The organism is Bacillus sp. V5-8f, from assembly GCF_002863565.1.
In the GTDB taxonomy this organism is placed as follows: domain Bacteria; phylum Bacillota; class Bacilli; order Bacillales; family DSM-1321; genus Peribacillus.
On the sequence record NZ_PGUW01000005.1, the window covers coordinates 471,457 to 496,533 of the forward strand.

Annotated in this window: 24 protein-coding genes, 1 tRNA gene and 1 pseudogene; 2 read left to right on the top strand and 24 right to left on the bottom strand. The window is 41.3% G+C overall.

Annotated elements, in window-relative coordinates:
* Window positions 1–40: 40 nt before the first annotated feature.
* Entirely contained in the window at window positions 41–1,090 is a 1,050-nt protein-coding gene (locus tag CUU64_RS09870; protein WP_101633436.1) for an aldose epimerase family protein, read from the bottom strand.
* A gap of 349 nt (window positions 1,091–1,439) precedes the next feature.
* Between CUU64_RS09870 and CUU64_RS09875 the strand changes: the two genes are divergently transcribed.
* A tRNA-Pro gene (locus tag CUU64_RS09875) sits at window positions 1,440–1,513 on the top strand.
* A 57-nt stretch (window positions 1,514–1,570) separates the two neighbouring features.
* Here the strand turns inward: CUU64_RS09875 and CUU64_RS09880 are convergent.
* From CUU64_RS09880 to CUU64_RS09885, 4 genes are all read right to left on the bottom strand, one after another.
* Entirely contained in the window at window positions 1,571–2,686 is a 1,116-nt protein-coding gene (locus CUU64_RS09880; protein ID WP_101633437.1) for a mandelate racemase/muconate lactonizing enzyme family protein, read from the bottom strand.
* A gap of 116 nt (window positions 2,687–2,802) precedes the next feature.
* A complete protein-coding gene (locus CUU64_RS23110) occupies window positions 2,803–2,982 on the bottom strand; it encodes a DUF5392 family protein (RefSeq protein WP_180954543.1) in 180 nt (59 codons plus the stop codon).
* Between the two features lie 40 nt (window positions 2,983–3,022).
* A complete protein-coding gene (locus CUU64_RS21955; RefSeq protein ID WP_180954534.1) occupies window positions 3,023–3,139 on the bottom strand; it encodes a DUF5392 family protein in 117 nt (38 codons plus the stop codon).
* 245 nt (window positions 3,140–3,384) lie between these two features.
* Window positions 3,385–3,576 (bottom strand): hypothetical protein, encoded by a 192-nt coding sequence (locus tag CUU64_RS09885; protein WP_101633438.1) that lies wholly within the window; start codon window positions 3,574–3,576, stop codon window positions 3,385–3,387.
* Between the two features lie 357 nt (window positions 3,577–3,933).
* Here CUU64_RS09885 and CUU64_RS09890 point away from each other — a divergent pair, with 357 nt between their 5' ends.
* Window positions 3,934–4,830 carry a DMT family transporter gene (locus CUU64_RS09890; RefSeq protein ID WP_101633439.1) on the top strand — a complete coding sequence of 299 codons (897 nt, stop codon included), beginning with the start codon at window positions 3,934–3,936 and terminating at the stop codon, window positions 4,828–4,830.
* Between the two features lie 181 nt (window positions 4,831–5,011).
* Here CUU64_RS09890 and CUU64_RS09895 read toward each other — a convergent pair whose 3' ends face one another.
* From CUU64_RS09895 to CUU64_RS22935, 19 genes and pseudogenes are all read right to left on the bottom strand, one after another.
* Window positions 5,012–5,350: a diguanylate cyclase domain-containing protein gene (locus tag CUU64_RS09895; RefSeq protein ID WP_101633440.1), complete on the bottom strand. Its 339-nt coding sequence runs from the start codon at window positions 5,348–5,350 to the stop codon at window positions 5,012–5,014.
* A 106-nt stretch (window positions 5,351–5,456) separates the two neighbouring features.
* The gene (locus CUU64_RS09900) at window positions 5,457–6,254 is read right to left on the bottom strand and encodes a hypothetical protein (RefSeq protein ID WP_101633441.1); all 798 of its coding nucleotides are present in this window, start codon (window positions 6,252–6,254) and stop codon (window positions 5,457–5,459) included.
* A gap of 216 nt (window positions 6,255–6,470) precedes the next feature.
* A complete protein-coding gene (locus tag CUU64_RS09905) occupies window positions 6,471–7,136 on the bottom strand; it encodes a phosphatase PAP2 family protein (RefSeq protein WP_101633442.1) in 666 nt (221 codons plus the stop codon).
* Between the two features lie 380 nt (window positions 7,137–7,516).
* Complete coding sequence (locus tag CUU64_RS09910) at window positions 7,517–8,344, bottom strand: alpha/beta hydrolase (RefSeq protein ID WP_101633443.1); 828 nt, start codon at window positions 8,342–8,344, stop codon at window positions 7,517–7,519.
* 107 nt (window positions 8,345–8,451) lie between these two features.
* Window positions 8,452–8,694, bottom strand: a complete 243-nt coding sequence (locus CUU64_RS09915) for a methyl-accepting chemotaxis protein (RefSeq protein ID WP_180954535.1) — start codon at window positions 8,692–8,694, stop codon at window positions 8,452–8,454.
* A gap of 123 nt (window positions 8,695–8,817) precedes the next feature.
* A pseudogene (locus tag CUU64_RS09920) lies at window positions 8,818–9,162 on the bottom strand (methyl-accepting chemotaxis protein); the annotation flags it as partial.
* A 243-nt stretch (window positions 9,163–9,405) separates the two neighbouring features.
* On the bottom strand, window positions 9,406–10,221 hold the full coding sequence (locus CUU64_RS09925; RefSeq protein WP_101633446.1) for a carbohydrate ABC transporter permease: 816 nt from the start codon (window positions 10,219–10,221) through the stop codon (window positions 9,406–9,408).
* Window positions 10,222–10,233: 12 nt separating this feature from the next.
* Complete coding sequence (locus CUU64_RS09930) at window positions 10,234–11,100, bottom strand: carbohydrate ABC transporter permease (RefSeq protein ID WP_180954537.1); 867 nt, start codon at window positions 11,098–11,100, stop codon at window positions 10,234–10,236.
* An 80-nt stretch (window positions 11,101–11,180) separates the two neighbouring features.
* Window positions 11,181–12,419, bottom strand: coding sequence for an ABC transporter substrate-binding protein (locus CUU64_RS09935; protein ID WP_101633447.1), 1,239 nt, complete (start codon window positions 12,417–12,419; stop codon window positions 11,181–11,183).
* A 740-nt stretch (window positions 12,420–13,159) separates the two neighbouring features.
* Window positions 13,160–14,158, bottom strand: coding sequence for an NADPH:quinone oxidoreductase family protein (locus CUU64_RS09940; RefSeq protein WP_101633448.1), 999 nt, complete (start codon window positions 14,156–14,158; stop codon window positions 13,160–13,162).
* A gap of 109 nt (window positions 14,159–14,267) precedes the next feature.
* Window positions 14,268–14,573: an iron-sulfur cluster assembly accessory protein gene (locus tag CUU64_RS09945; protein ID WP_101633449.1), complete on the bottom strand. Its 306-nt coding sequence runs from the start codon at window positions 14,571–14,573 to the stop codon at window positions 14,268–14,270.
* A gap of 30 nt (window positions 14,574–14,603) precedes the next feature.
* On the bottom strand, window positions 14,604–15,257 hold the full coding sequence (locus tag CUU64_RS09950) for a DsbA family oxidoreductase (protein ID WP_101633450.1): 654 nt from the start codon (window positions 15,255–15,257) through the stop codon (window positions 14,604–14,606).
* A 255-nt stretch (window positions 15,258–15,512) separates the two neighbouring features.
* A complete protein-coding gene (locus tag CUU64_RS22930; RefSeq protein WP_101633451.1) occupies window positions 15,513–16,907 on the bottom strand; it encodes a C40 family peptidase in 1,395 nt (464 codons plus the stop codon).
* A gap of 286 nt (window positions 16,908–17,193) precedes the next feature.
* Window positions 17,194–18,183: a Gfo/Idh/MocA family protein gene (locus CUU64_RS09960; protein ID WP_101633452.1), complete on the bottom strand. Its 990-nt coding sequence runs from the start codon at window positions 18,181–18,183 to the stop codon at window positions 17,194–17,196.
* 362 nt (window positions 18,184–18,545) lie between these two features.
* A complete protein-coding gene (locus tag CUU64_RS09965) occupies window positions 18,546–19,745 on the bottom strand; it encodes an LL-diaminopimelate aminotransferase (RefSeq protein WP_101633453.1) in 1,200 nt (399 codons plus the stop codon).
* A gap of 201 nt (window positions 19,746–19,946) precedes the next feature.
* On the bottom strand, window positions 19,947–21,107 hold the full coding sequence (gene purT, locus CUU64_RS09970; RefSeq protein WP_101633454.1) for a phosphoribosylglycinamide formyltransferase 2: 1,161 nt from the start codon (window positions 21,105–21,107) through the stop codon (window positions 19,947–19,949).
* 311 nt (window positions 21,108–21,418) lie between these two features.
* Window positions 21,419–21,913, bottom strand: a complete 495-nt coding sequence (locus tag CUU64_RS21960; protein ID WP_180954538.1) for a hypothetical protein — start codon at window positions 21,911–21,913, stop codon at window positions 21,419–21,421.
* A gap of 379 nt (window positions 21,914–22,292) precedes the next feature.
* On the bottom strand, window positions 22,293–23,111 hold the full coding sequence (locus CUU64_RS09980) for a histidinol-phosphatase (RefSeq protein WP_257985473.1): 819 nt from the start codon (window positions 23,109–23,111) through the stop codon (window positions 22,293–22,295).
* A gap of 407 nt (window positions 23,112–23,518) precedes the next feature.
* A complete protein-coding gene (locus CUU64_RS22935; RefSeq protein WP_101633456.1) occupies window positions 23,519–25,024 on the bottom strand; it encodes a methyl-accepting chemotaxis protein in 1,506 nt (501 codons plus the stop codon).
* Between the last annotated feature and the right edge of the window lie 53 nt (window positions 25,025–25,077).

Genomic DNA, 25,077 nt, shown 5'->3' on the forward strand with positions numbered 1-25,077 from the left:
GGAGAGCCTCATCCATGAGGAATGAGGCTCATACATTACCCTAAATCTGCAGGGTAAAAGTGTATTTCGTTTTTGAATGGTATTCTTTCCCTTTTTCTAAAGCAACAGACGGAAAATGCTGATGGTGAATGGCATCAGGAGGGTGTTGTGTTTCCAGGCATACTCCTAAATGCTTTTTGGCTTGGACTCCTCTTATGGAAAATTCATTCATAATGTTGTTTCCTGTATACAGGACGACACAGGGCTCATCCGTTTCAACGATCAGCCGTCGCCCACTCTCTTCGTCAGCTAAGATTATCTCCTTCTGATGATTGGTATTCAAAATAAAAGGATGATCATACCCATTACCTGCCAGAGCAATTTGTGGATGCCGGGATTGAACACCCTCCTTCAGCTTCCTTCCACTTCGAAAATCAAAGACGGTACCATCCACATTAATCAGATTTCCTGTAGGAAGCAGTTGATCATTCAATTCAAGAAATTGGTGACTTTTGAGGGTTATTTCATGCTCTAAAATATCCCGTTTTAAATCCCCGCTCAAATTGAAATAGCTATGGTTCGTCATATTCACTATTGTCTTCTTGTCAGATATTCCAAAATAAGAAATGGTGAATTCATCGCGATTATTGAATGTATAGGTAACCTTCATTGCTAAGTTCCCAGGGTATACTTCTTCCCCATCTGAACTTATATAAGAAAACTCAATTCCAATTTCATTTTCCTTTTGAAACAACTCATAATCCCATAAAGCATGACTAAACCCTTTGTTTCCGCCATGTATATGGTTCCTGTTTTCATTTTGGGCAAGATGGTATTTCTTCCCGTCCAAATCAAAACTTCCATTCTTGATTCTCCCGGCCACACGGCCAACGACTGCTCCGAAATATGGAGAATATCGGTCATATTCATCCATGCTGTCAAATCCCAGCACGACATTTTCCATCTGCCCTTTTTTGTCAGGTGTTAAAATTTCCGTTATGATACAGCCGTAATTGATACAGGATATTTGTAATCCATTTTCATTTTTCATCTTAATTAAGTGGACCGGCTGACCATCCTTTTCGCCGAAAATCTCTGTTTTTATGTCCATGATCCTTCACCCAATTCAACGATGTTATATTTCTTTCCTTTTACTAATTTCCCTGATTGAGTGGAATCATAACATGCTTCTCTTGAACAAAAATTTTTGATGTGACCTCCGGTGCATACGTTGAAAAAGGGATTGCTTTTAATGCATAAATTCCCTCTAATTTTTATCCGTTGAGTAAATTAACGGTATGGAAACACTTATTCCTAAAAAATGATGTTAGCTTGTACTTTTCCCACTTAGGGGAGAAATGTAAGGATGATTAACTCTTAAATAAACAAACGGAAAAATTGTTAAAAAAACCCACATCGGTTGATGATTAATGATGAGTAAGATGATAAAATAAAAGTAACGGGATGTAGCGTAGCTTGGTAGCGCGCATGCATGGGGTGCATGAGGTCGCAGGTTCAAATCCTGTCATCCCGATAAAATGAGGTAGCAAAAAGGTGTGGGAAATCCTACACCTTTTTATCATTTGCACCATTAATAAGAAGATCCATCCCATAGATATGTGTTGATCAAGTCCTCATTTAACTGTACACCAATCCCTTTTCCGTCTGGAATATTCACACTTCCCTTTGATGGTTTTATATCGAGCAGTTCAGAAAAAGGATTCTCCATCACATCCCATTCCACGGGTTCAATTTGGTTTCCATCCATTTTGCTCCAGGGAGCTAAGCTTGCTTGTGCGAATAACGTATACAATCTTGAAAGTGCTCCGTCATAGCTATGCGGAGAGACTCTAATTCCAAAATGTCGAGCAAGCTGTAAGGCATCCCGAAAATCTTCCATACCATTTCCATGCAAGATATCTGGCTGGATAATATCCAAAGCATTCTCACAAAGCAGGGGCAGGAATTTTTTTGCGCTTTTAATATTCTCTCCTCCTGCAATTGGAACCGAAAGGCTTGAACGCAATAGTTTGTATCCAGGCAAGTTGTCAATTGGCATCGGTTCTTCTAACCACAGAAGATTGTGCCAGCTTGAAAAATAACGTTCCCATTTGCGGGCCGTTGCCATATCATAGCTCTGGTTGCCATCAAGGATTAGGGTTACATTCTCCCCTGCCATTTTTTGCAGCCTTTGTATGTGGGTTAGATCCTCATCAAACGGCCTGCCTCCAATTTTCACCTTTATGGTACCAAACCCTCTTTGCATAGTTTGCTCTACCAGCTGCAGCGAGTGATCCATCCAAGCTTTATTGTTGCTATATGATTGAAATGAGGCATATACCGGGATACTGTCTCTATACTTCCCTCCCCAAAGGTCGCATATATTGAGATTGCTGTATTTGGCTGCGATTTCAGTTAAAGCCATACTAACTGCTGCCGCTGCCCGTTGATGCCATTTCTTAATGGTATTCACTAATTGCAGACGGTCAGTTGCTGGTTTTCCAATTAGGTATGGAATAATTCTTTCCTTAAATCCGACTTGTAATGTGGGAAGCCAGTCAATACACTCTCCCCAGCCATCTATACCGGATTTCGTAATGATCCGGATTAGGTAGCAGGTTCTATACTTTTTATAACCATTAGCATCACCATATGGTTCAGAGAGTTTATACAGTAAAGGAAAAGTTTCGATTTTTTCAATTTGCATGTTTTCTCCACCTGACAAGTTTTAGGTAGCCGCAGTCCCTACTTATTGTATGCGGGCTGTTTTTTACACTGCGTATTTTTTTGAGACTTTATACATTTCAATAGAATAAAAAAGCCTCAACCCCTAAAGAGGAATTGAGACTGATTACCAAATTTATTCATGATCATATTTTTTTGCTTTTCTTCTTCATTCAAAAAATTAATAAAATGATTGATTTTGGCAGCAGAAGGTTGTTCTTTGACAAGTGCTATATATTCATTTTTTAGGGATTCTGATGCTATGGCACTCTGTTTGATTCATTCTGTCATATAATCCATACTCAGTTGCTGGATTTCCTTATGCTTCAAACCTCACTTCTTTTACTACTTTTTTCATTAAAGGAGAAATGACGGTTTGTAACTGTTCCATCTCTTTTTTAATATAATGAGGGATATCATTCATAAGTACGTTCATTTGATCCTTCATTTCTTATCTTACGGAGTTAGTAAAAAAACAAAAAAGACCTTTACCGCTGAATGGGGTAAAGGTCTTGCTAACAACTGTAGTTGCCACCAAAGCCGAGGGCCGGAACCCTGTAATGACGACTTTAATGTAAAAGCTACTCCCCTTTAAGGAGATTATTGAATTAATTGATTTATACCTATATTTTATTCGCAGGTTCCTCTTCACTCTTTGTAATTGTGAATAAACTCGTTGTGTTAAGGTCGATTTCCGCCAGCAGGAGGATTGATCATAGGACCAACAGGCGGTCTGGCCGTTGCTGCATTTCTATCGGCACTATCATTAGGCCTTATATCTGTATTATCAAGTTGTGTTAGCGAATGGAAGGAACCGTTCCAACTAATCCCAACGTTACTGTTTGAATGTGTATTTGGTGTTTCTTGTGCCAAATCAATTCCCCTCCTTTATGTGATTCCTTTTTAGTATGATGCTTAACGGTTATTAAATTCCGCCATAAAATGTTAAACCAGATCCCTTTCGTAGTTTTCACCTTGACGTAGAAAAACCAGCAAATAGTTCGAAACAAACCAAGGAATAATATAGTTCATTGAAGATCAATTTTTAAATCGGCCCAATAACCCATTGCAATAACATAGCGAAAATTAAAACTATTTCGCTGAATGACAGTAACCCTGAACGTAAATGCTTTCTTGCCCACAATTGATGCGGATGCCCAGAGCAATTATCTTGTTTCCTTAGTTGTCAAGGCGTATCATTGTTTGGGTACAAAAAGGGAGGCATTATTTATGAAACAACTAACACGAACAAATACAGCCTTAATGCTGGCTTTTCTCGTGCTTGTGTGGGGAGTGAATTGGCCATTATCCAAGATGGCACTTAGCTATGCCCCACCTTTATTATTCGCTGGAATCCGGACGATCCTTGGTGGACTTATATTGCTTATTTTTGCAATACCCAGGTTTAAAAAACTTCGCTTTAAAGAAACTTGGCCTATTTATTTAATTTCTGCATGTCTTAATATCATTCTTTTTTACGGACTTCAGACGGTCGGTCTTGGGTATGCACCTGCAGGATTATTTTCAGCGATCGTGTTCATTGAGCCCATTTTACTTGGGATTTTTTCGTGGATTTGGCTTGGGGAAGCAATGTATGGATTAAAAATTATTGGATTAATCCTTGGTTTCTCCGGAGTTGCCATCATAAGCGCAAGCGGTTTTACAGGCGATATATCAGTTTTTGGTATTATGTTGGCCCTTGGATCTGCTGTGAGCTGGGGATTGGGCACCGTTTATGTTAAAAAAACAAGTGACCGAGTGGATTCCATATGGTTGGTTACAACGCAGCTAATGATGGGAGGCATCTTCTTATTAACGGTCGGTTCCGGACTTGAGAGCTGGTCAAATATACAATGGGAAATGCCTTTTATCCTTAACCTTCTATTCATCTCTACCTTTGTCATCGCTTTTGGGTGGCTGGTATTCTTTGTACTTGTCGGTTCCGGCGAAGCAAGTAAAGTCGGATCGTTCACATTCCTGATCCCACTGATCGCTATTATTTTTAGTTCTTTCCTTTTAAAAGAACACATTACGATCAATTTACTGGTTGGCCTAGTCTTTATCGTGATCAGCATTTTGTTTGTTAATATGAAAGTAAAATCACAGGCACGAGCGAGCTTGGGATGATAATTAATCCAGCAGATTGATAGATAAAGAATGTACCGTTAAAAAAAAGCTTGTAGATTTGTCGCTATAAAATGGGACATTCATCTACAAGTGAGGGGTGATTAAACCCCTTTTTTTATCCGTTAAAGTCATTCAGCTATTATACCACGGAATTTTCCTCATCATTTAAAGGTTGGAAGAATCATACATTGTTGCGCCCGCTCTCTTTTATTTTATACATAGCTGCATCCGCGTCCTTTATGAGAGTTTCACTGTCATTGCCATCCCCTGGATAGATTGATATCCCAATACTAGCCGTAACATAGACTTCATTTCCTCCAAAATGAAAAGGCTCTTTCAAGGCATTGATGATCCGCTGGGCTGTATGTTTTACTGTTGGGGATCCATTCAAGATATTATCGGGGTAATTACTAACATTTCCGAACAAACAAACAAATAAACATGTTAGCTTAAATGCAGCCATAGAGGCAGCAAGAGCGAGTGACTCCTGTAATATGTAGCGCAGAGAACAGAGCAACATTATCAACTGACAGAAATAACGTTTAACGTTTCTAATGAATGACACAACCTGAAAAACGAACTGGACCAATTAATTAAGAAATTACATGCATAATTTATCAAGTTACTTAGCTATTCCAATACGTGTCCGCTAGCTCCCTATGATACAGGGCTTTAAAATTTTTATTTAAAATTCCATAGAAGTAACCAAAAATGCTATTCACCTGTTTCCTTTTGATTTTGCTTATCAACATTTTAAATGAATGAATCCCTGTCTCTAAAATATCTCCTTCGTTCTTATTTTTAAGAGCGGATATTTTCACTAACTTCCAAAATTCTTCAATCTTTTTGGCATCGTCAAAGAAATACTTCACCAGGTTTGTAAATTCCTTTGGAATACGGTCATTTACAAAGGAAGCATCTAATGGTTTCTCCTGGTTTGCATTAGCAGATGGAAGATTATCTTGGCTCTGAATATCATTTGAATCGTTAGTACGTTTATTTTTTTTAATGTTGCTAGTTTTAAAAGGATCAATAGATTTAGGGTGGTTCAATTGTTGCTGGTTGGGTGGTTCAAAACGATGGAAGACGTAAACATTGGCGGACTGTGACCCATTCTTTCTTTCCGTTTCATGGACAGCAAGAAGTCCGAGCTGTTTTGCCTTCCCAACCATCCGTTTAAATGTAGATCTTGAAATACCCATTCCATCCTTTTCGTGTGTAGCGGATACTACTGTCCCAATTTTCGCATGGCAAACACCGGCAATCTTTGCAGAGAACCGGATTAAACGTTTCAGTGCGGCCAGTTCCGATTTTGTAAATTCCTTTTTCACTTCAATCATCCACTGCTCGATATGGTTGTTAAAATCCTTCAAATTCGTGAATTGGGATAACTCCTTAAAACTTTCAATTTTCCCTGATTGCATCTTTAAATCCCCCGTAAACCGCACACCTTTCTATCTTATTCGGGAAGAAAGGCTTGATTCGGTATCTCTATTATTTTGCATCCAATTCTTTTATATCTGCTAGAAGGGAAAAAGTAGCATCCGGGAAAAATTTTTTTAAGAAAAACAAAAAAACCCACTATTGATAGTGAGTGTAAATTGTACATATTTGCCCTATTGATTTTATGGTGCGTTTAGTTACCCGGCTGATGGAAGGTCTACTTGTTCCTGACGTGACCGTTTTTTTTGATATCGATGGTAAATTGCAATACAAGCTGTTAACCAGAAGGTGCTTACAAGGTATCCCGCCAGTATGTCACTCGGATAATGTACCCCCATATAAACCCGGCTGATGCCGATAAAAAGGATCATTCCCACACAGAAGATAACAACGAAAATGCGCCCGATTTGTGAGGATATATGCCTCAAAAAAATGAATAGTAAGAAGCCATATAAAGCCATCGCCATTGTGGCGTTTCCACTTGGAAAACTAAAGCCAGTTGCTTCTATTAAACGATGGATGTCCGGACGTTCCCGTTGAATAAACCGTTTGATCAACATAAAGAGCACGGTAGAACCGGCCAACACTGCAAAAAATAAAAGAAGTTCAGAACGATGCTTCCAAACTATAAAAAGAAACAAGCTGGCCAATAGAAAAATGACAATAATGGGTACGGTCCCGCCAATGAATGTGAAACCATTCATGATTACTGTCAGCATAGGTGATTCAAAACCCTGTATAAAAGAAATGATTGACTCATCAAAAGGAACGATTGCGTGCCTGCTCACAAGGAGAGCGATGGCACAAAAGCCCAGAAGCGACGCCAGGTTTATCATCAAGATGTAATTCGTTTTTTTGTTCATGTCATACCTCGTTTCTAAGGGAAGTAAAAGGGCACGGTTCCCGAATCCACCAGAGGGAAGCTTTGAAAATTTATCAAAGTAGGAACATCAGAGTGCCACAACTATTATATCGAACGAACCTCCCCTCAGCTAGCACCATTTTCCAAAAATTCCTCTACCTAGTATCTAAGTTCTGTTTTTTAAATGGATTCCAAACAGCTACATGTAAAGTTTGCATATTTTTATTCGGTTAAGAACCAAAACTATGTTTTACCTGCAACCTTCTTGCTGCGAAGAATCAAATCCTTTAAAAAGTGTTTATTTGCGTTCCTAACATAACTACAGCAGGCACATGAAAAGCAGTACAATGGCATGCATTGACTGCTTTCTTTTTGTTTATATTAAATGGTTTCAACCACGCTGAACGCTTCCCTTAGCGCTCTGGCTGCTTGGTCCATAGCTTTGTTCGCCTCTTGCAATACACCAGGCATCCTGAAGAATCCATGAATCATTGTATCATATCGGGTAGCATCCACCGAAACGCCCGCTGCCTTTAAACGATCGGCATATGCCTCGCCTTCGTCACACAACGGATCGAATCCTACCGCTATCACCAATGCTAGGGGCAATCCCGTCAGGTCGTTTGCCAACAAAGGTGAAGCGTACGTATTTTTTCCGTCCTGTGTACCACGAAGGTAGTGGTTCCAAAACCAGACCATCGTGTCCTTTGTTAAGAAATACCCCTCCGCGTTTTCCCTATAAGAATCAGTATCAAATGCATGATGTGTCACAGGGTATATCAATATTTGATAAGTTAGGGCTGGTCCTCCCTTATCTTTAGCCATCAATGAAACGACTGCTGCCAAGTTGCCTCCCGCACTGTCACCGCCAACTGCAATACGTGCAGGGTCTACTTCTATATAAGAGGCATTTTCTGCCGTCCACTTTGCAGCAGCATAGGCATCGTCGACCGCTGCAGGAAATTTGTGTTCCGGTGCAAGCCGGTAATCTACAGATACTACGACACAGCCTGCTTTTTTTGCTAAAAGACGGCAATGCACATCAACCGTATCCAGATTCCCGATTACCCAGCCTCCTCCATGGTAATACACCAGTGCTGGAAATGGACCTTCACCTGCAGGAGTATAAATACGAACCGGAATTTCTCCCCCGGGTCCGGGTATCGTTCTGTTTTCTACTTTTCCAACTTCTTCTGGAACTCCTGCCAAAGCACGAAAATCAGCTGATAACCTTGCATCTGCAGGCGAAAGAGCTTCTAAAGGCGGTGCCCCTTAATTTGATTTTAATTTTTATTGCTAGTAAGCAAGAGACCAAATCAGATTCTAAACCGGTTGACCGCATCCCGTAATTCATCCGCTAATTTGTTTAACTCATTGGTAGAATCGGTTATTTCCTGCATGGACACTAATTGGGATTCCGCTGAAACCGCGAGCTGATTTGTGTGTGCAGCTGATTGATTTGCGATACTGGACATTTCTTCCACTGAAGCGGAAATTTCCTCAGCACTCGCTGACAATTCTTGTGATATGGCAGCAACCGCCTGAATTTGGGTTGTCACTTCCTGGATGGATTCACGGATTTGCTGAAAAGATAGCCCCGCTACATCAGCTATTTGTATCCGTTCTTCACTTCTACTTCTCCTTTTTCCATAAGCGAGACGGCTTTCAGCTGAACTCTTTTAGTCCTCTGCCAATTTTCTAACTTCATCAGCCACCACTGCAAAGCCTTTACCATGTTCACCCGCACGCGCCGCTTCTATTGCTGCATTCAAAGCGAGCAGGTTGGTCTGGTCGGAAATTTGAGTGATCACTTCAATAAATTTTCCTATTTGCTCCGAATGGGTACCGAGCAGTCTCACGATGGAGACTCCTTCTTTCCCCGAAAGGCTAATTGCATCCATTTGCGACATAACCTGCTTAATTACTTCATCGCCGTTGGTAGCATTTTTGGCTGCTTCAAGAGAAGAATCAGAAACACTGCTAGAATTTTCAGCAATGCGCTGAATGCCTGTTGAAATTTCATCCATTGCCCTGGCAGTTTCATCAGCACTTGAAACTTGTGCATCTGATCCAGTTGCCACTTCCTGTAGAGCGATCGTCACTTCTTTTGTCGTTTTGGCAGTTTGATCAGCATTCGCCGATAATTCCTCTGCAGAAGATGCTAAAACTTCTGATGATTGGTTTATTTTTAATAAAAGAGTGCGAAATTCATCTGTAAATAACTTTATCTTTTCATGTTGCTTCCGGTTCTACACTATTAATTAATGTATCTATTGCTTCATAGCGCCAGCCGTAAGGCCGGAAACAAAGTACCTCTGCAGGAAAATATATGTCAACACGATAGGAAGTGATGAAAGGACTACACCTGTAAACAACATTGGGTAGTTCGTTACGTACTCCCCTTGAAAACCAAGGAGCATGACGGGAAGTGTTTTTTTGGAATCGTCGGTTATGTAGATTAATGGATTCAATAAGTCATTCCAGTACATCACCGAGAGGAAAATTCCTGCAGAAGCCAGCGGTGCAGCTAATAACGGCAAAAATATGCGGACATAGGTTTGCCAATGTCCGGCTCCATCCATTTTGGCTGCTTCCAACACTGTTTTAGGAAGGGTCCGTGTGAACCCCGTCAATATCAGTACTGCTATAGGAAGTGTGCCAGCAATATTCACAATGATGAGCCCCAGGAGTGAGTTTGTCAGGTTCAAGGAAGAAACCAATTCATATAAGGGAAGCATATTTACCTGAGCGGGGACCATCATTCCTATTACGAAAAAAGAAAAGAGAACCCTTCCGATCCATTTATTCATCTGGCTGATTCCAAAGGCGATCATACTGGAAAAGAATAAGGTGAAAAGTACAGAAAAAAGCGTCACGATCACACTATTGGTGAAATACAACATAAACGGCTGATCACTGAGTATGCTTTGGTAGGTAATAAAATTCAAGCTGTCTGGTAAGGAGAACGGACTTTTAAAAAGCTGCTGGGTCGTCTTAAAAGTAGAAAAAATGATTACGCTTACCGGTACCAAAATGGCCACAGCATAAAAAAATAATAGTCCCCTTTTTATAATGGCTGATAACATATCATTCCCCCCTTAGTAGTCCACTCTGTTAAGCTGAAGAAGTTTAAACTGAGCTAGAGTTATAAGTGCAACAATGAGCATAAACACCATAGAAATGGCCGAGGCATAACCGAATTGGTTGTTCATAAATGCTGAACTGTATAGGTAAGTGGACAAGATTTCTGTCGAGTAGTTCGGGCCTCCCCGGGTCATGGCAAAAATGAGATCAAAGGCTTTAAACGATTGAATGGTGGTGTAGGCTGCGACAATGACGGCAGCAGGTGCTACAAGCGGCCATGTTATGTTGCGGAATATCTGCCATTCACTTGCTCCTTCGATCCTTGCCACTTCATACAGGTCATCCGGAATGGATTGCAAGCCTGCGACAAAGATGACAATCATCTGTCCTGTATGGAACCAAGCCTGGACAAATGCGACGGAATAGATCGCCAGTTTTTTATCGCCCAGCCAATTTACTCCATCCACGTTAAACCTGTCCAGCATTGCATTTAAAACCCCAAAATTCGGGTCGTACATAAATAACCAAATAAATGATACAGACACAGATGATAAGATCGTTGGGAAGAAGTAAACGGCCCTTAAAAATACATTGGTCCTAGTATTTTTTTTCAGAAATAATGCCAATGCAAGGGAGCAGGCAAATTGTACAATCAAAACAACAAACATAAATTTGAGGTTATTTCCCAATGACATTTGGAAGACAGTATCGTTGAGCATGTGCTGATAGTTGGCCATTCCTACGAAACGGTAATCACCGCTCATCCCCGACCAATCCGTAAAGGAGAAAAACAGAGAAGATAAGGTAGGGAGAACAAAGAATACTAGATAGATAAGCAATCCAGGCAATATGAACAACAACAACGCTTTCGATTTATTCATACATTACATCCCTTCTCAGGCCATTCCTTACTAATAGTGTGGAAGGGGCATCCCCTTCCACACTCGTTGTGCAATACTATTTACTTAATATTTTGCTTCACGATATCCTGTGCTTTTTTCGCTGCCTCTTTTGGAGAAGCACCGCTTAAAACATCCTGAATGGATCCGGTCACCGCTTTCTCTACATTTGTATTGGTAATCGTATATCTAGGCTGGAAAATTGTTTTTTTTGTCACCCATGGTTCCAGTCTTTTTAATTCTTCTGATTCATATTTCACATTGTTGACTGTCACGTGCTGTGCGGTCCCGTTTGCATATTCAGAAGCAATTTCAGGACGGCTAAGGAATTCCAAGAACTTTTTAGCTGCTTCTTTCTTTTCAGATTTCTGGTTGATTGCCAGCATAAAGGTGGACGTATGGACACCTTCATATTTAGCCTTATCTGCTGCTACAGTAATTGGTGCAAGGGTATCCAATTGAATGTCAGGATTTTGTTTCTTGATGCTGGCAATGGAGAACGATCCCATGGCGAACATCGCCGCTTTTTCCTGGGAAATCAACGCGATGGCCCCATCCTGTTTCGTTCCCAAAACATCCTTTTGGAAATAGCCTTTATCTTTCAGCTCTTCAATCTGGCTTAACGTTTTCACCCACCATTTATCTGTAAGCTTCGTCTTTCCTGCTTGTAGATTCTTTAAGGCATCTTCGTTTGGCATATTATTCATAACCATACTGTTCATGAATTGTGCAGGTCCCAAATCGCCAGGAAAAGCAATCGGTATGTATCCATTTTTCTTCAGTGTTTCACATACATTTAAAAATCCTTCCCAATCGGTTGGAGGCTCAAGGCCCAATTTTTTAAAGATTTCTGAATTATATACAGGCTGGTTAAATACAAGCTGATACGGGATAGCCAATTGTTTCCCATTCTTCTGCCCGTTACGGATCAGTTTTTCATTATAGTTTGAAATATACTTTTCATTTGTCAGGTCGGTAAAAAATCCCGCTTTTGCAAGGGCGTCAAACTGCGCTCCTGGAAGAGACGTGAAAACGTCCCCTGCTTTCCCATCCCTTATCTTGCTTTGAAGAATGGTCTGGTACTGGTCAGAAGGAAAAACATTCATGGTTACTTTGATGTTCGGATTCTCTTTTTCAAACTTCTTAATGATCCCATTCAATACTTCTACGTCTTCGCCACGCCAGTGAATAAAATGAATTGTGGTTTTACCGCTTGCAGACGTTTCTTGAGAATTTTGGCACCCCAATAAAGGCCATATCAATCCAATGATAGTAACCATTAAAAGCAACAATTTTTTCATTCAAACACACCTCTTTGTTCATATCTATTTGAATGCTTAAACCGTTCATTACCTGCACATTGGCACTTACTCCAGCCTAGCTCCTATAGTTTAAGACAGGTAATGCCCGAGTAAGCATTTTAGCGCCATTGGTTTTCTGGATTCTCCCCCCTTAAATAAGAGAATGTGGCCTCCTGGTTTCTGCGAGTAGATTTCGAAACTCAAATTTTTTTTCAAAGGATCAGATTTTGAAAGCAAAAACGATTAGGTATTATGTTTTTAATAATGGCGGTAGTATGTAGTTATATCATGATGTGTTCTAAATAATCTTCCATTTTCATCGCATAGGCTAAACTAACAAGATTCGGAGGCATATTGAACCATTGTTTACTTTACCCCTTGTTTGTATGTGAAAAACTTAAAATTTATTGGATTCTTCTTCACCCATATGACTAAAGAAAAATGGGCTCAACATGAGGTTTTTGAATAGTTTTATGAATGTAGTAAAGAGAGTCAAGTTTGAGTTGCTCATTCTATAGGAATTCTGAGGGAAAGACTTGTAGGTCTAAAAATCCAATGTTATGGGGCCATATTTACGGGCATCCTCTTTTCTACTATTTACAAGTAGAAATGACCGAAAAAAAGAAGCTGGCGAAAATCATTTTTCACCAGCTTCTATTATAGTTTACAAGCTTTTAAATCTTAGAAATTTTTAAAACTTCCACCGTCTACTCTGGGGGAACAATTACTTCCCTTCCCCATTACTCTCCACTCACCCTCACAATCATTCTACCTCTAGCCTGGCCCTGTAATATAGTCTGCAAGGCATCAGGCAGCTCCTCGAGAGTAATTTCCTTCCGAATTTCGTCCAGCAGGTTGGCTGGCTTCAAGTCCGTGGCCATCCGCTCCCAAAGTGGTTTGCGCACTTCCATCGGACAGTAAACGGAATCAATTCCTAGTAAGTTAACTCCACGGAGGATGAACGGGAACACAGAGGTCGGAACGGAGGTTCCACCTGTTAAACCGCTTACAGCAACGGATCCACCATAGTGCATCTTGCTTAACACGGCTGCAAGTGATTCACCGCCAACTGGGTCTACGGCGCCTGCCCAAAGCTGCTTATCAAGCGCCCGAACCTTCCCGCCAAATACATCTTCGCGGGTAAGAACTTCTTTTGCTCCGATTTTATGTAGATAATCATGCTCGGATTCTTTGCCAGTGCTCGCTGCGACATTGTATCCTCGTTTTGCAAGCATGGCTACAGCTACGCTTCCTACGCCACCGGTAGCCCCTGTTACAAGCACTGTTCCTTTATCAGGGGTAAGGCCCACATTTTCCAATTGCTGTACGGATAGTGCAGCTGTAAAGCCGGCTGTTCCGTAAGCCATTGCTTCCTTTAAGGTCAATTCGTCCGGAAGGGGAACAATCCATTCCGCAGGGATGCGGGCATATTCACTATACCCTCCAAAATGGGACACCCCGATTTCATAGCTAGTAGCGATTACTTTATCGCCCTCTTTGTAACGTGAATCTGTGGAGGAAACAACAATTCCTGCTAGATCGATTCCCGGCACAAATGGATAAGACTTAACTATATTCCCGTTAGGAATGGATGCTAGCCCATCTTTATAGTTGACGCTGGAATAGGCCACCCTTATCACAACGTCACCCTCGGGCAGTTCATTTAGTGTAAGGTCTTGGATGTTTACGGAAAAATCGTCTTCTGTTTTATTGACAACCAACGCTTTGAAATGTTCCACTTACCTATCACCCTTCCACTTAGTCTCATTTTTACGATAACAAAGTTATACCGAACGGTCAAAAAAGAAAAGCAGCCAGCAGGATTTTTTTCCTTCTGGCTGCTTAAGATTAATGATGATGGCCGCTGACTTCCTTGAATGGATTGGTGATTTCAAAGCCTTCCTGGGGTACGTAAAAGTATTTGATCCAGACTCCGTCGAGGAAATCCTCACGTTTATCGACAATCACATCAATTCCTTTATCGGTAGAGACGACTTCATCATGCTCTGTTGGTGTATCGAATTTCCAGTCATAATGGGCATGGTCCCCGTGGTTCAAGGTAACATAAACACGGACCATCTTCCCTTCTGCTTCTTCTGTGGCCAACTTTTCTTTTAAAACTTTTGCTGCATTGCGGTTAATTTTCACTCTCATAATGGTACCTCCATGGCATAAAAAACTTAGTTAACAAAACCCATCAATTCCGCAGGACAATCCTTGAGGGAAGTCGTCTAGGAGCTGTGGTTTTTTCATTTCTTCCTCGATGACCTTCTCCAATCTCTCTTTGGAGACGATTCCAGCTATTTTCGTATCCCCGATCATAAAGGTAGGGACAGCTTGGATATTTGCTTCATTATAGGCATGATCCAAGGCTTTTTGATGGGCTTCTTTATATTTTCTTGTTTCCAGGCTGGTACGGAACTCTTCTTTATCCAGTCCTATCTCACCCGCCAAATCAGTAAGGACGCTGATTTCACCGATATTTTTTTCCTCCTGGAAAAAAGCCCTTAACATCCGGTCATTGTATTCATTCCCCTTGCCCTTCTCTTTAGCATATTGAAAGCCTTCAAATGCAAGGTGAGTGTATGGCTGCGGTGAAACGTTCGGCAACACGATAGGGACGCCCATTCGTTCTGCCATTGGATAGACTGATTGCTTCCACGTTGTTTGCAGATAATCTTCTTCGGGACGCAAGGTTCGGTTTGGCTCGGGACGAAGCTCGAATGGCATCCATTCAATTTCAACATCTTTCCCTTTTACCGCTTCTTCCAGAGGCTTTTCCGCGAGAAAACAGAAGGGACATACATAATCTGAATATACCTTTATTTTTAACGCCAAGGTGCAACCCTTCCATCCTTATAGATTTTAAACGATACTTATATCTTATACTCCTATAAGGATAGGATGTCTAATAACTTGCCTGATATGAGAAAAAAGAGAAACCTCTATTGAAGCTTCCCTCCCTCTTACCAAATAACTAAGTTGAAGTGTAATAACTATATCAGCGAAATTCAGATTTTATCAGTGAATCGGAAATAGCCCACCTCAGTATACCTATCAATCCAGGTCCCTTAGTTTAATACGTTCATTACATTAGATTCGTACTACCCGCCCATTAAACACTTTGCCCCAATAGCCGCCTTTCATATTGGCAATGGCCACACCTGTTGAGCTCTGGGAGCCGATAAATTGTCCACCGCCGACATAAATGCCAACATGGCCGTCTTTTTTATACGTGTCAAAAAAGACAAGATCCCCTGGCTGCATTTGGCTGGCAGGAACCTGGCGCCCGGCATTTTTCAACGATTCGGTACTCACCCAGCCACGTTGACCCAACTCCACGCCTGCTTGTGAGTAAGCCCAATGTACAAATGCTGAGCAGTCAAATCTCCCATTATCGATATCGGACTGTGTCCGTCCTCCACCAAATACGTATACCGAATTACCGATATATTTATTCCCTGCTGTAATGGCAATGCTCCTATTCACGCCTGTCCGAACAGGCTTTTCGGCAGGTTTTTGCTGAGAAGGCTTAGACTGGGTCGTCTCAACCTTATTTGAAGCTTGTTTAGTTGATTTCTGCTCTGCAACCTCAGTTTTTCGTTCAGGCTTTGATTCTGTCTTCGCGATAGCTTGTTGTTCTTTAGCCTTTGAACTTGCTGCAAGTTGTGCTTTTTTCTTTGCTTCTTCGGCTGCACGCTGTTTGGCTTCGGCAATTTTAGCCAAGCGCTCTTGTTCTTTTTTCATCTCTAATTGGACTAGAGTTACTTTCTCCGCAAGCTTTGCATCCTTTTTCTTCAATTGGGCAATGAAGGAAGCCGTTTCTATCTCCTTCTTTTGAAGCTGTTCATTCAAAGCCAGACTTTGTGATTGCTGTTCCTTGATTCCCGCCAGCATACCTTCGAGTTCTGTTTTCATGGCGGTCAGTTTAGAGAGTTTGTTCTCTACTGAAGACTGCTTTTGTTCCAGCTCTTTTTTGTCGGCTTCCTGCTGTTTCAAAATTTCCTGGTCTGCCTTTACCAGGGTGGCAACCGCTCCTACCCGTTCAATGAAATTGCTGAAATCCGTGGAAGAGAGCAATACCTCAAGGTAATTGACTTCGCCCCCGCTTTCCTGGAAAGACACAGCACGCTGTTTCAGCACCTGGTTTCTTTTTTCCATTCTTTCCTGCAATTCTGCTATTTCTTTTTTAAGCTTTTCAATTTCTTGATTTGTATCTGCGATTTGTACTTTGGCTTCATCTATTTTTGAAACATTATCTTTGATTGCCTGTTCGATTCGTTTGATTTGTTCAGCAAGTTTTTTCTGCTCAGCCTGCAAGCTTTCAACCTTATCGACTTCAGCTGCGATATCTGATTGCACCTGGGAGCGTTGTCCCTGGAGAGTTTTCTCTTGCTGTTTCAAGGACTCTGCTTGTACCCCTGTAGCAAATAAGCTTCCCGCTCCAAGCATGATGGCTGTATTCAACGCAAGTAGTTTCTTTCTCAAAGTCTTTCCCCCTGCTTTTCTCCTAGCGATGGTGCAAAATACTCTCTTTTTTCTATGAATATTTTGTTACTATACTAGAAAATTATAATATGCTTCTAAAATATTAGTATTCTTCCAATTCTTCTATCAGACGACATTATTAACCATATGAAGTATAACATTGATTTTTTTCATCAAGGTGAAGAGAATGTTACAAATAGATTTCAGGTATAACATCAAACGTACTTTTTTAGAAAAATTGAAAAATCCATGCAAAAATAGTTTGCATGGATTTTACTTTTTTCTTTTATACTTCACGATCAGCAGGGAACACAACACCAATTTGTTTTCGGACCTCATCCAGTATTTCCATTGTGAGTAACGAGTTTTCAAAAGTATTTATAGTAGATTCGGTTTTTCCATCCTGGATCAAATCCACAAATTCCTTTGCTTCATAATACATTGCGTTGCTGACCTGTTCCCTGCTTATATCCTCTACCGATCCATCGCGGCGGTAGATTTCAACATTTTCTTGGGTAGATATCCGGTCGATCCTGATATTTCCGGCCTCTCCCTGTATTTCGGAAGGCAGGGTTGATTCCGTAATTTTCGAGTACATAACCACCGCTTCCATATCCTCATATGTAAAAATTACGCTTCCTTCCCCGTCGACGCCGGATTCCAGCATCACTCCGGTTGCACGGACTTGCTTCGGTTTACCAAACAAGACAACCATGGGATAGATACAGTAAATCCCGATATCCATCAATGCGCCGTTGGAAAATTCGGGTTTAAATGCATTTAGAATATTTCCTGCTTTATAAGCGTCATAGCGGGAGGAATACTGGCAGTAATTTGCAAAATATCTGCGCACTGGTCCGATCTTGCTTAAATTTCCCTGGATACTCTGGAAGTTTGGAAGCAGGGTTGATTTCATCGCTTCCATCAGGAGAACGCCATGTTCTTTTGCTGTTTGCACCATTTGCTTAAGCTCATGGCTATTGGAAGCAATCGGCTTTTCGCACAACACATGCTTTTTATTTCTCAAAAATAATTGGGCCTGCTCGGCATGCAGCGAATTAGGGCTGGCAAGATAAACAGCATCAATCAGCTCACTCTTCGCCATACTCTCTAAATCGGTAAACGTATGTGTAACCCCATATTTTGCTGCAAATTCCTCTGCTTTCTTTCTTGTCCGAGAATAAACCGCATTCAGTGAAAAATCGTCCACTAGGCTCGCAGCCTCTAAAAAAGCCTCTGTTATCCAATTGGTACCAACGATTCCGAATCGCACCATGATGATCACTCCTCTTTTGTCACGCAATAATCCTATTTTATTAGAAAACACGCCGATTTGCGAGTCTTGAAAAGGCGCAGCCACTGGGATAGTTTTACTTTTTTATTCTTTCCTATTAGCGCAAGAAAAAAACACCAGTCAAACCGGAGCGGTTACCAATAGGTGTCTCTGTTTGGCATGAATAAGAGCCAAAAGTAAGTTATATCCTTAACGGGCTCTATTTAGGTATCTGTCTAGCTCAATTGGATTATAATCTATGTTTAAAAGATTTTTGGCTGCAGCTGATTGTTATATCCTTTGTATGATCATTCATGGTTCAACACAGAATCGTCCCGTTCCCTTCGGTTGTTTTAGGGACGATTCTAAAATGAGTTATTTTCAAGCTGTTGGAAAGTTACCCCTGCTTCTAGGAAAGTATGAATGCGTTCGGCAGCTTCTGCCAGCCGTTCTGCAGGCTGAACTAATGCCATCCGGACATAGCCTTCGCCTTGTTTGCCAAAGGCATCACCAGGAGTGACCGCAACCCCATGCTGAATCAATTGAAATGCAAATTCTCGGGACGTCCACCCATCTGGCAGCTTAGCCCAAAGGAACATCGTCGCAGGTGATTTCGATACATCCCATCCAGCTTTCTGAAGCCCGGACACAAGTACATCACGGCGGTCCTGGTAGACCTCCACTTGATCCTGAAGGAAGGAATGGTCTGACATCAGCGCAATTTCAGCAGCCTTTTGAATCGGGTAAAAAATGCCGTAATCGATATGTGATTTTAAAGTGCCCAATATGTTAACAGCATCCGGATTTCCAACTACATAGCCAATTCGGCAGCCTGCAATATTGAACGTTTTCGAAAGGGAATTGAATTCAATCCCAACCTCTTTCGCACCCGGAACCGACATAAAACTAATCTTTGGATTTCCATCAAATATCAATTCAGAATAAGCAAAATCATGCACGACAAGAATATTGTACAGCCTTGCAAACTCGACCACCTGTTCAAAAAAAGTTCGATCCGCTAAAGCGGTGACCGGATTGCCTGGGTAGCTGATGATCATCATTTTCGTTTTATTTAAAATATCGTCCGGAATATCTGAAAGCCTTGGCAGGAACTTGTTGTCTGCGGTCAATGGCATTGGGTAGATGTTTCCCCCTGCAAGCGCAACACTTGCTTCATAAATGGGATACCCAGGATCAGGCACTAATACATAGTCGCCAGGATTGATCATCGCCATCGCTAAGTGGGCAAGTCCGTCCTGGGAGCCCATCAATTGCAGCACTTCATGTTCGGCATCTAGATCGACTCCATAACGACTTTTATAAAAATATGAAACGGCTTGATTAAATTCAGGTGTTCCCTTCAGCGTATAACCATATTTTGTAGTGTCTTTTGCATGGTTCACGAGTGCGTTGACAATAAAAGCAGGAGGTGGAAGATCAGGGCTTCCTACGCTTAAATCAATTACATCTTTCCCTTGTTTAATAGCCGCTTGTTTCCTGTTGGCCAGCTCCGTAAAAATTCCGGTTGTGAAATTCCTCATTTTTTCTGATGGAATGATATTCATGTAGTAGTATCCCCCTTACCTATTGATTGACTGAAGAATAAAACGTATGCTCTATCTATTTGCCAATACATATCCTGATTATAGCAGGAAAAATACTTAACTTGCGAAATAGCAAAATTATTTCGAATATTGGTAGGTGGATTTTTTCAAAAAGATAAATAAAAACCCCTCGGAGTCAATCAATCCAAGGGCTGATCTTTATTACTTATTTTTCACCATCAATTTATCAAGTGCATTTTTTGCATTCTGGCGTGCTGTTTCCGTACTGTCAGATGTAGAGAGGGCAACCGCGACCCGGCGTCCGACTTTTGTTACCGGCTTTCCAAAAATACGTACCTGAGTATTAGGGACTGCTAGTGCCTCTTCAAGTCCCTCAATCGTGTAATCATTAAGCTCCTTATCCGCCTTAAGCGGCCGGCTCGCGCCTGGAGTAATCAGTGTAATTTCAGGAATCGGGAATCCCAAAATCGCGCGAACATGAAGGGCAAATTCTGATAGATTTTGGGTTACGAGCGTAACTAATCCTGTGTCGTGAGGGCGGGGAGAAACCTCACTGAAATAGACCTTATCGCCGGAGAGGAAAAGCTCTACGCCGAAAATTCCAAAACCTCCGAGCTCATCAGTAATGGACTTGGCAATGTTTTGCGCCTCCTTGATTTGTTGGTCCGTCATTTGATGAGGCTGCCAGGATTCAATATAATCGCCACTTTTTTGGATATGGCCGATTGGCGCACAAAACGTTGTCCCGCTTACAGAACGAACCGTTAACAGCGTGATTTCCGAATCAAATGTAATAAACTCTTCAATTATGACTCTTCCATTTTGAACGCGTCCGCCTTCCTGGGCCACCTTCCAGCAATCTTGCAAGTCCGCTTCTGAATGGCAGATACTTTGCCCTTTGCCCGAAGAACTCATTAGAGGCTTTATGACACAAGGAAAACCAATTTCCTTTGAGCGTTGCACAAATTCATCATATGTATCTGCAAAATGATAGTTAGCCGTTGGAAGATTAAGCGTTTCAGCAGCTAACCTGCGGATCCCTTCACGGTCCATCGTCAATTTGGCAGCGCGAGCAGTAGGGATGACGCGGTAGCCTTCTTCTTCTAATTTGAGCAACTCAGATGTAGCAATAGCTTCGATTTCCGGCACGATCAAATCAGGGTTTTCATTTTCAATGATCTGCCTGATCTGCTGTGGATCTAGCATATCTATCACATAGCTGCGATCGGCCACTTGCATAGCCGGAGCAAGATCATACCGATCTACGGCAACCGTATCGACACCAAGCCTTTGTGCTTCAATAATCACTTCTTTACCTAGTTCACCAGATCCTAATAACAGGATTTTTTTAGATTGATACATACGGCAACATTCCCCCTCTACATAATCAAAATTATTATAAACGAATTATTTATCAAATAAAACACTTATTTATTCGTATTTAAGTTATTTTCTTCATTATTTTTAATATCATCGGACAATAAAATTAATAATTACCGTACATTAATAAAAAACAAAACCAAGTTTATATGTACCCTCAATTAAGCCTGAAACAAAAAAAGCGCCTCGTTTAAAACAAGGAAACAATCATTCCGAAAATAATCTTTTTCGGGATATGTTTCGCAGTTCCACGGGGCTCTTTCTGAAATGTCTATTGCTATAGAATTACAATATTAAAACCAGAATGGGTGTCGATGTCTGTGATGGTGCCGATGTCTGTGGTGGCGATCTCTATCTTCATATCTGTCACCGTATCTGTCTCGGTCTTCGTATCTATCTCCATACCTGTCTCGGTCTTCGTATCCGTCTCCATATCGATCTCTGTCGTCGTATCCGTCTCCATACCTGTCTCGATCTTCGTTTCTTTCTCCATACCGGTCTCGGTCTTCGTTTCTGTCTCCATACCTATCTCGGTCTCGGTCTCCATATCTGTCTCGGTCTCGGTCTCCATATCTGTCTCGGTCTTCGTTTCTGTCTTCATATCTATCTCTGTCGTCGTATCTGTCTCTGCGGTCTTCCCGTTCTCGCCTGCGTTCTCTACGTTCTTCTTCCCGCTCACGCCTACGATCTCTATGGTCTTCCTCCCGTTCACGTCTACGCTGTCTGCGGTCTTCTTCCCTATCGCGATAACGGTCCTCACGGTCTCGATTGCGAGTATTGTTAGCCATATATCTACCTCCTAAATTTTATATAGCATTTTATTCGAAAACCGTATTCAGGATTGGACATGTATAATATGTCGAAAGCACATTTTAAAAGCACAATGTTTTTCATCCGGGCTATGAAAGACAAAATCTAGGAATCTGGAACGTAAAATGTCCTTCGATATGATTACAAGGAATAAAATCCAGGAAGCGGAAAATAAAGATTTTAAATGTAGATAATGATCAAACTGTTTTATTCATAAAGATGATTGAGCAATAAAAAAACCCCAATGCATTTATTGGGGAAATAGAAGCGAATCATATAGCTACAGCGAAACTCCATAGCACACGCTCAAGCTAGCTTCGTGCAAATGCTCTTGTCTTCTTATGCACAAAGTCGTTTTTAGAGAGGGGCAAGGAACATGTTCTTTTCTCTAAAATAGGCCCATTTCTGGTAGCCGATTTCTCTTAACCGTTGCCTTACCTTATCAAAGTCATCACCAACGCGCTCCGGATCATGTGCATCTGAACCAAAAGTAACCTTAACCCCATAAAACAGTGCTCTTTCAAGTATTTCATCGGCAGGGTACCAGCCTCCGGAGTCTTTTGTTTTCCCCGAGGTGTTCACTTCGATAGCAATATCATGTTCAGCGATGACTTTTAACGTATGTTCTACCGCTTCTGTTTGAATAGAGGAAAAAGCAGGATAAAAACCCTTCATGGCGTCAATATGGCCAAGTATTTGATACATCCCGCTGCGGGCGGATTGTTCTATGAGTTTGTAGTAGGTTTCCTTCGTTTTCTGCTTTTCTTTGTTTGATAGTCCTTCCCATCGGCCTTTTTTAAATATACTGATGCCATCCACATGGTGTACTGAACCGATGATGTAATCAAACGGATATCGGTCGAAATATTGGCGGTAAATATCAAGCTGTTCCGGAAAGAAGTCAGACTCAATGCCAAGGAGCACTTCAATCCTTTGTTCATACTCTTTCTTGAGCTGCAAAACCTCCGAAACATACTGGGCAAAGTGACTTTTCCCCATGGCAATGCGCGGATAAGGCTGATCTTCTTCACTAGAGAAATATGGAGTATGATCAGCAATTCCTATCATATCCAACCCATTGGCGATCGCCGTTTCAATATAATCCCGGATTTTTCCCCTCGCATGGCCGCAGCGCTCATGATGGGTATGAAAATCAAATTTCAAGTCAGAATTCAACTTCACTTACCACCTTTTTCAAAATGATTTTTTCTTTTATTAACGTATTCTCTATGAAAAAGAATTAAACATTCCAGAAACATCCATCTTGCCTGATTCCTGGATTTTATCCTTCATATGCCCGATGAAGGACTTTTCGGATATTAAGTAAAAGTTTAAAATGGTAATTCATGTTGACAAAACGGTTACCTAATCCAATTGCTCAAACAGGTATGTAATCAGGGCGAGTGAACATAGAAGAAAACTCTGCTAAATTGCCTAGAGCGTGCTTGTAAGACATTTTGATCTATTATAAAAATGGTAAACCAAGGTGAACTCAATATAATCAGTATTCAGACGTTTCTCTATCAATACATTAAGAAAGTAGCTACCCTTACTTTGGGCAACTACTTTCTTGCATTTAAATGTTATATTGTTTTAGCAAATTCCACTAAAGATTGTGACATTTCATTTATTTCATCTACCGAAGCATTTACTTCTTCCGTTAAGGCGGCTTGTGTCTGAGCGAGGCTGCTTATTTTATTCATGTGGGTAAGAATCGTTTCAATAAGTTCCTTCATTTCATTCAGACTAATTTCAATATTTTCTGTGGCTTCTGAACTGTTGACTGCTAGTTTCCGTACCTCATCAGCTACAACCCCGAACCCGCGTCCTTGTTCTCCAGCACGCGAAGCCTCTATGGCGGCATTTAATCCCAGAAGGTTCGTTTGGTCTGCAATCCCTTTAATGAAGTTAGAAATGTTTTTTGTTTCATCTGCACTGTTCTTTGCTCGATTGGCTGCGGCAGTCGATTGTTCCTGAGCCATGGCGAGTTCCTGTGCATGGTTGGTGATCGAACCAATGCCCCTAACCATCTCACTAATTGAATCCGAAAGCTGTGTCATACCGTTTGTCACTTTTTCCACGATTTCTGCTTTATTTTTTTCGTGTGTGATGTCCCGTATGGTACCGGCCACACGCAATGGTGCCCCATGCTGGTTGCGTATTGTTTCTCCGCCTGCATGGTACCATCGATATTCACCATTTTTTAATTGAAGGCGGTAATCGACGTCAAATGGAGTCCGCCCGCTATAATCATTTAAGTGTGCTGCAAATGCCTCTAGTGTACGTTCTTTATCGTCCGGATGAAGCCGGTTGCTCCAGCTGCTCATCACGTTTGGAAAATCTGTTTCATCCTGAAATCCTAAAGTGTTCCGGAATTGCGGCGACCACCAAAATTCGTTGTCCGTATTGACCTCATCGCCCTGGACCACTTTCATATCCCACGGAGCTTCTACCAACGCACGATTAATCAGGTCGTAACGTGTAACCAGTTCCTCCAATTCCTGATCTTGTATCTTCTTTTCATGAACATCAAATAATGCACCAGCTATTCTTAACGGATTCCCATTTGAATCACGGACTGTGGCTCCAGTACCGTGAACCCATCGATATTCACCACTTTTAAACCTGACACGGTATACCACATCAAACGGCATTTTTCCCGTACGGTCTATAAGGTGACTAGCAAACGCATCAAGAACCCAGTCTTTGTCGTCCGGATGCATAATTCTTATCAAACTATCAAGGCTATCGGGGAATTCCGTCTGATTATACCCGAGTATCCTGCGAACTTCATCACTCCATAAAAATGGGTTCTCAGGATGATTGGGATCTCCATCTATTACATCCATTTCCCAAAGACCCACTTCAATTGCTTCGGTCACAAGATTCAGGCGAGTGGATAGTCTTTCAGTGTTAACTCTCATCATTTGCATGACTGCATTGATATTTCCCGAGATTTCTTTTAATTGGGGATTTTCATCAAAAACTTCAAACAACCCGGAAAAATCGTTCGCTTCCGCTTTTATTCTTAACTTTCTACTTTCCTCTAATAACCCACTTAATAGATTTTCTTTTACCTTAAAGAACATTATAAACTTCCTCCATCATGATGCCGTTTCCTATACCTTGCATTAAAGTCTTT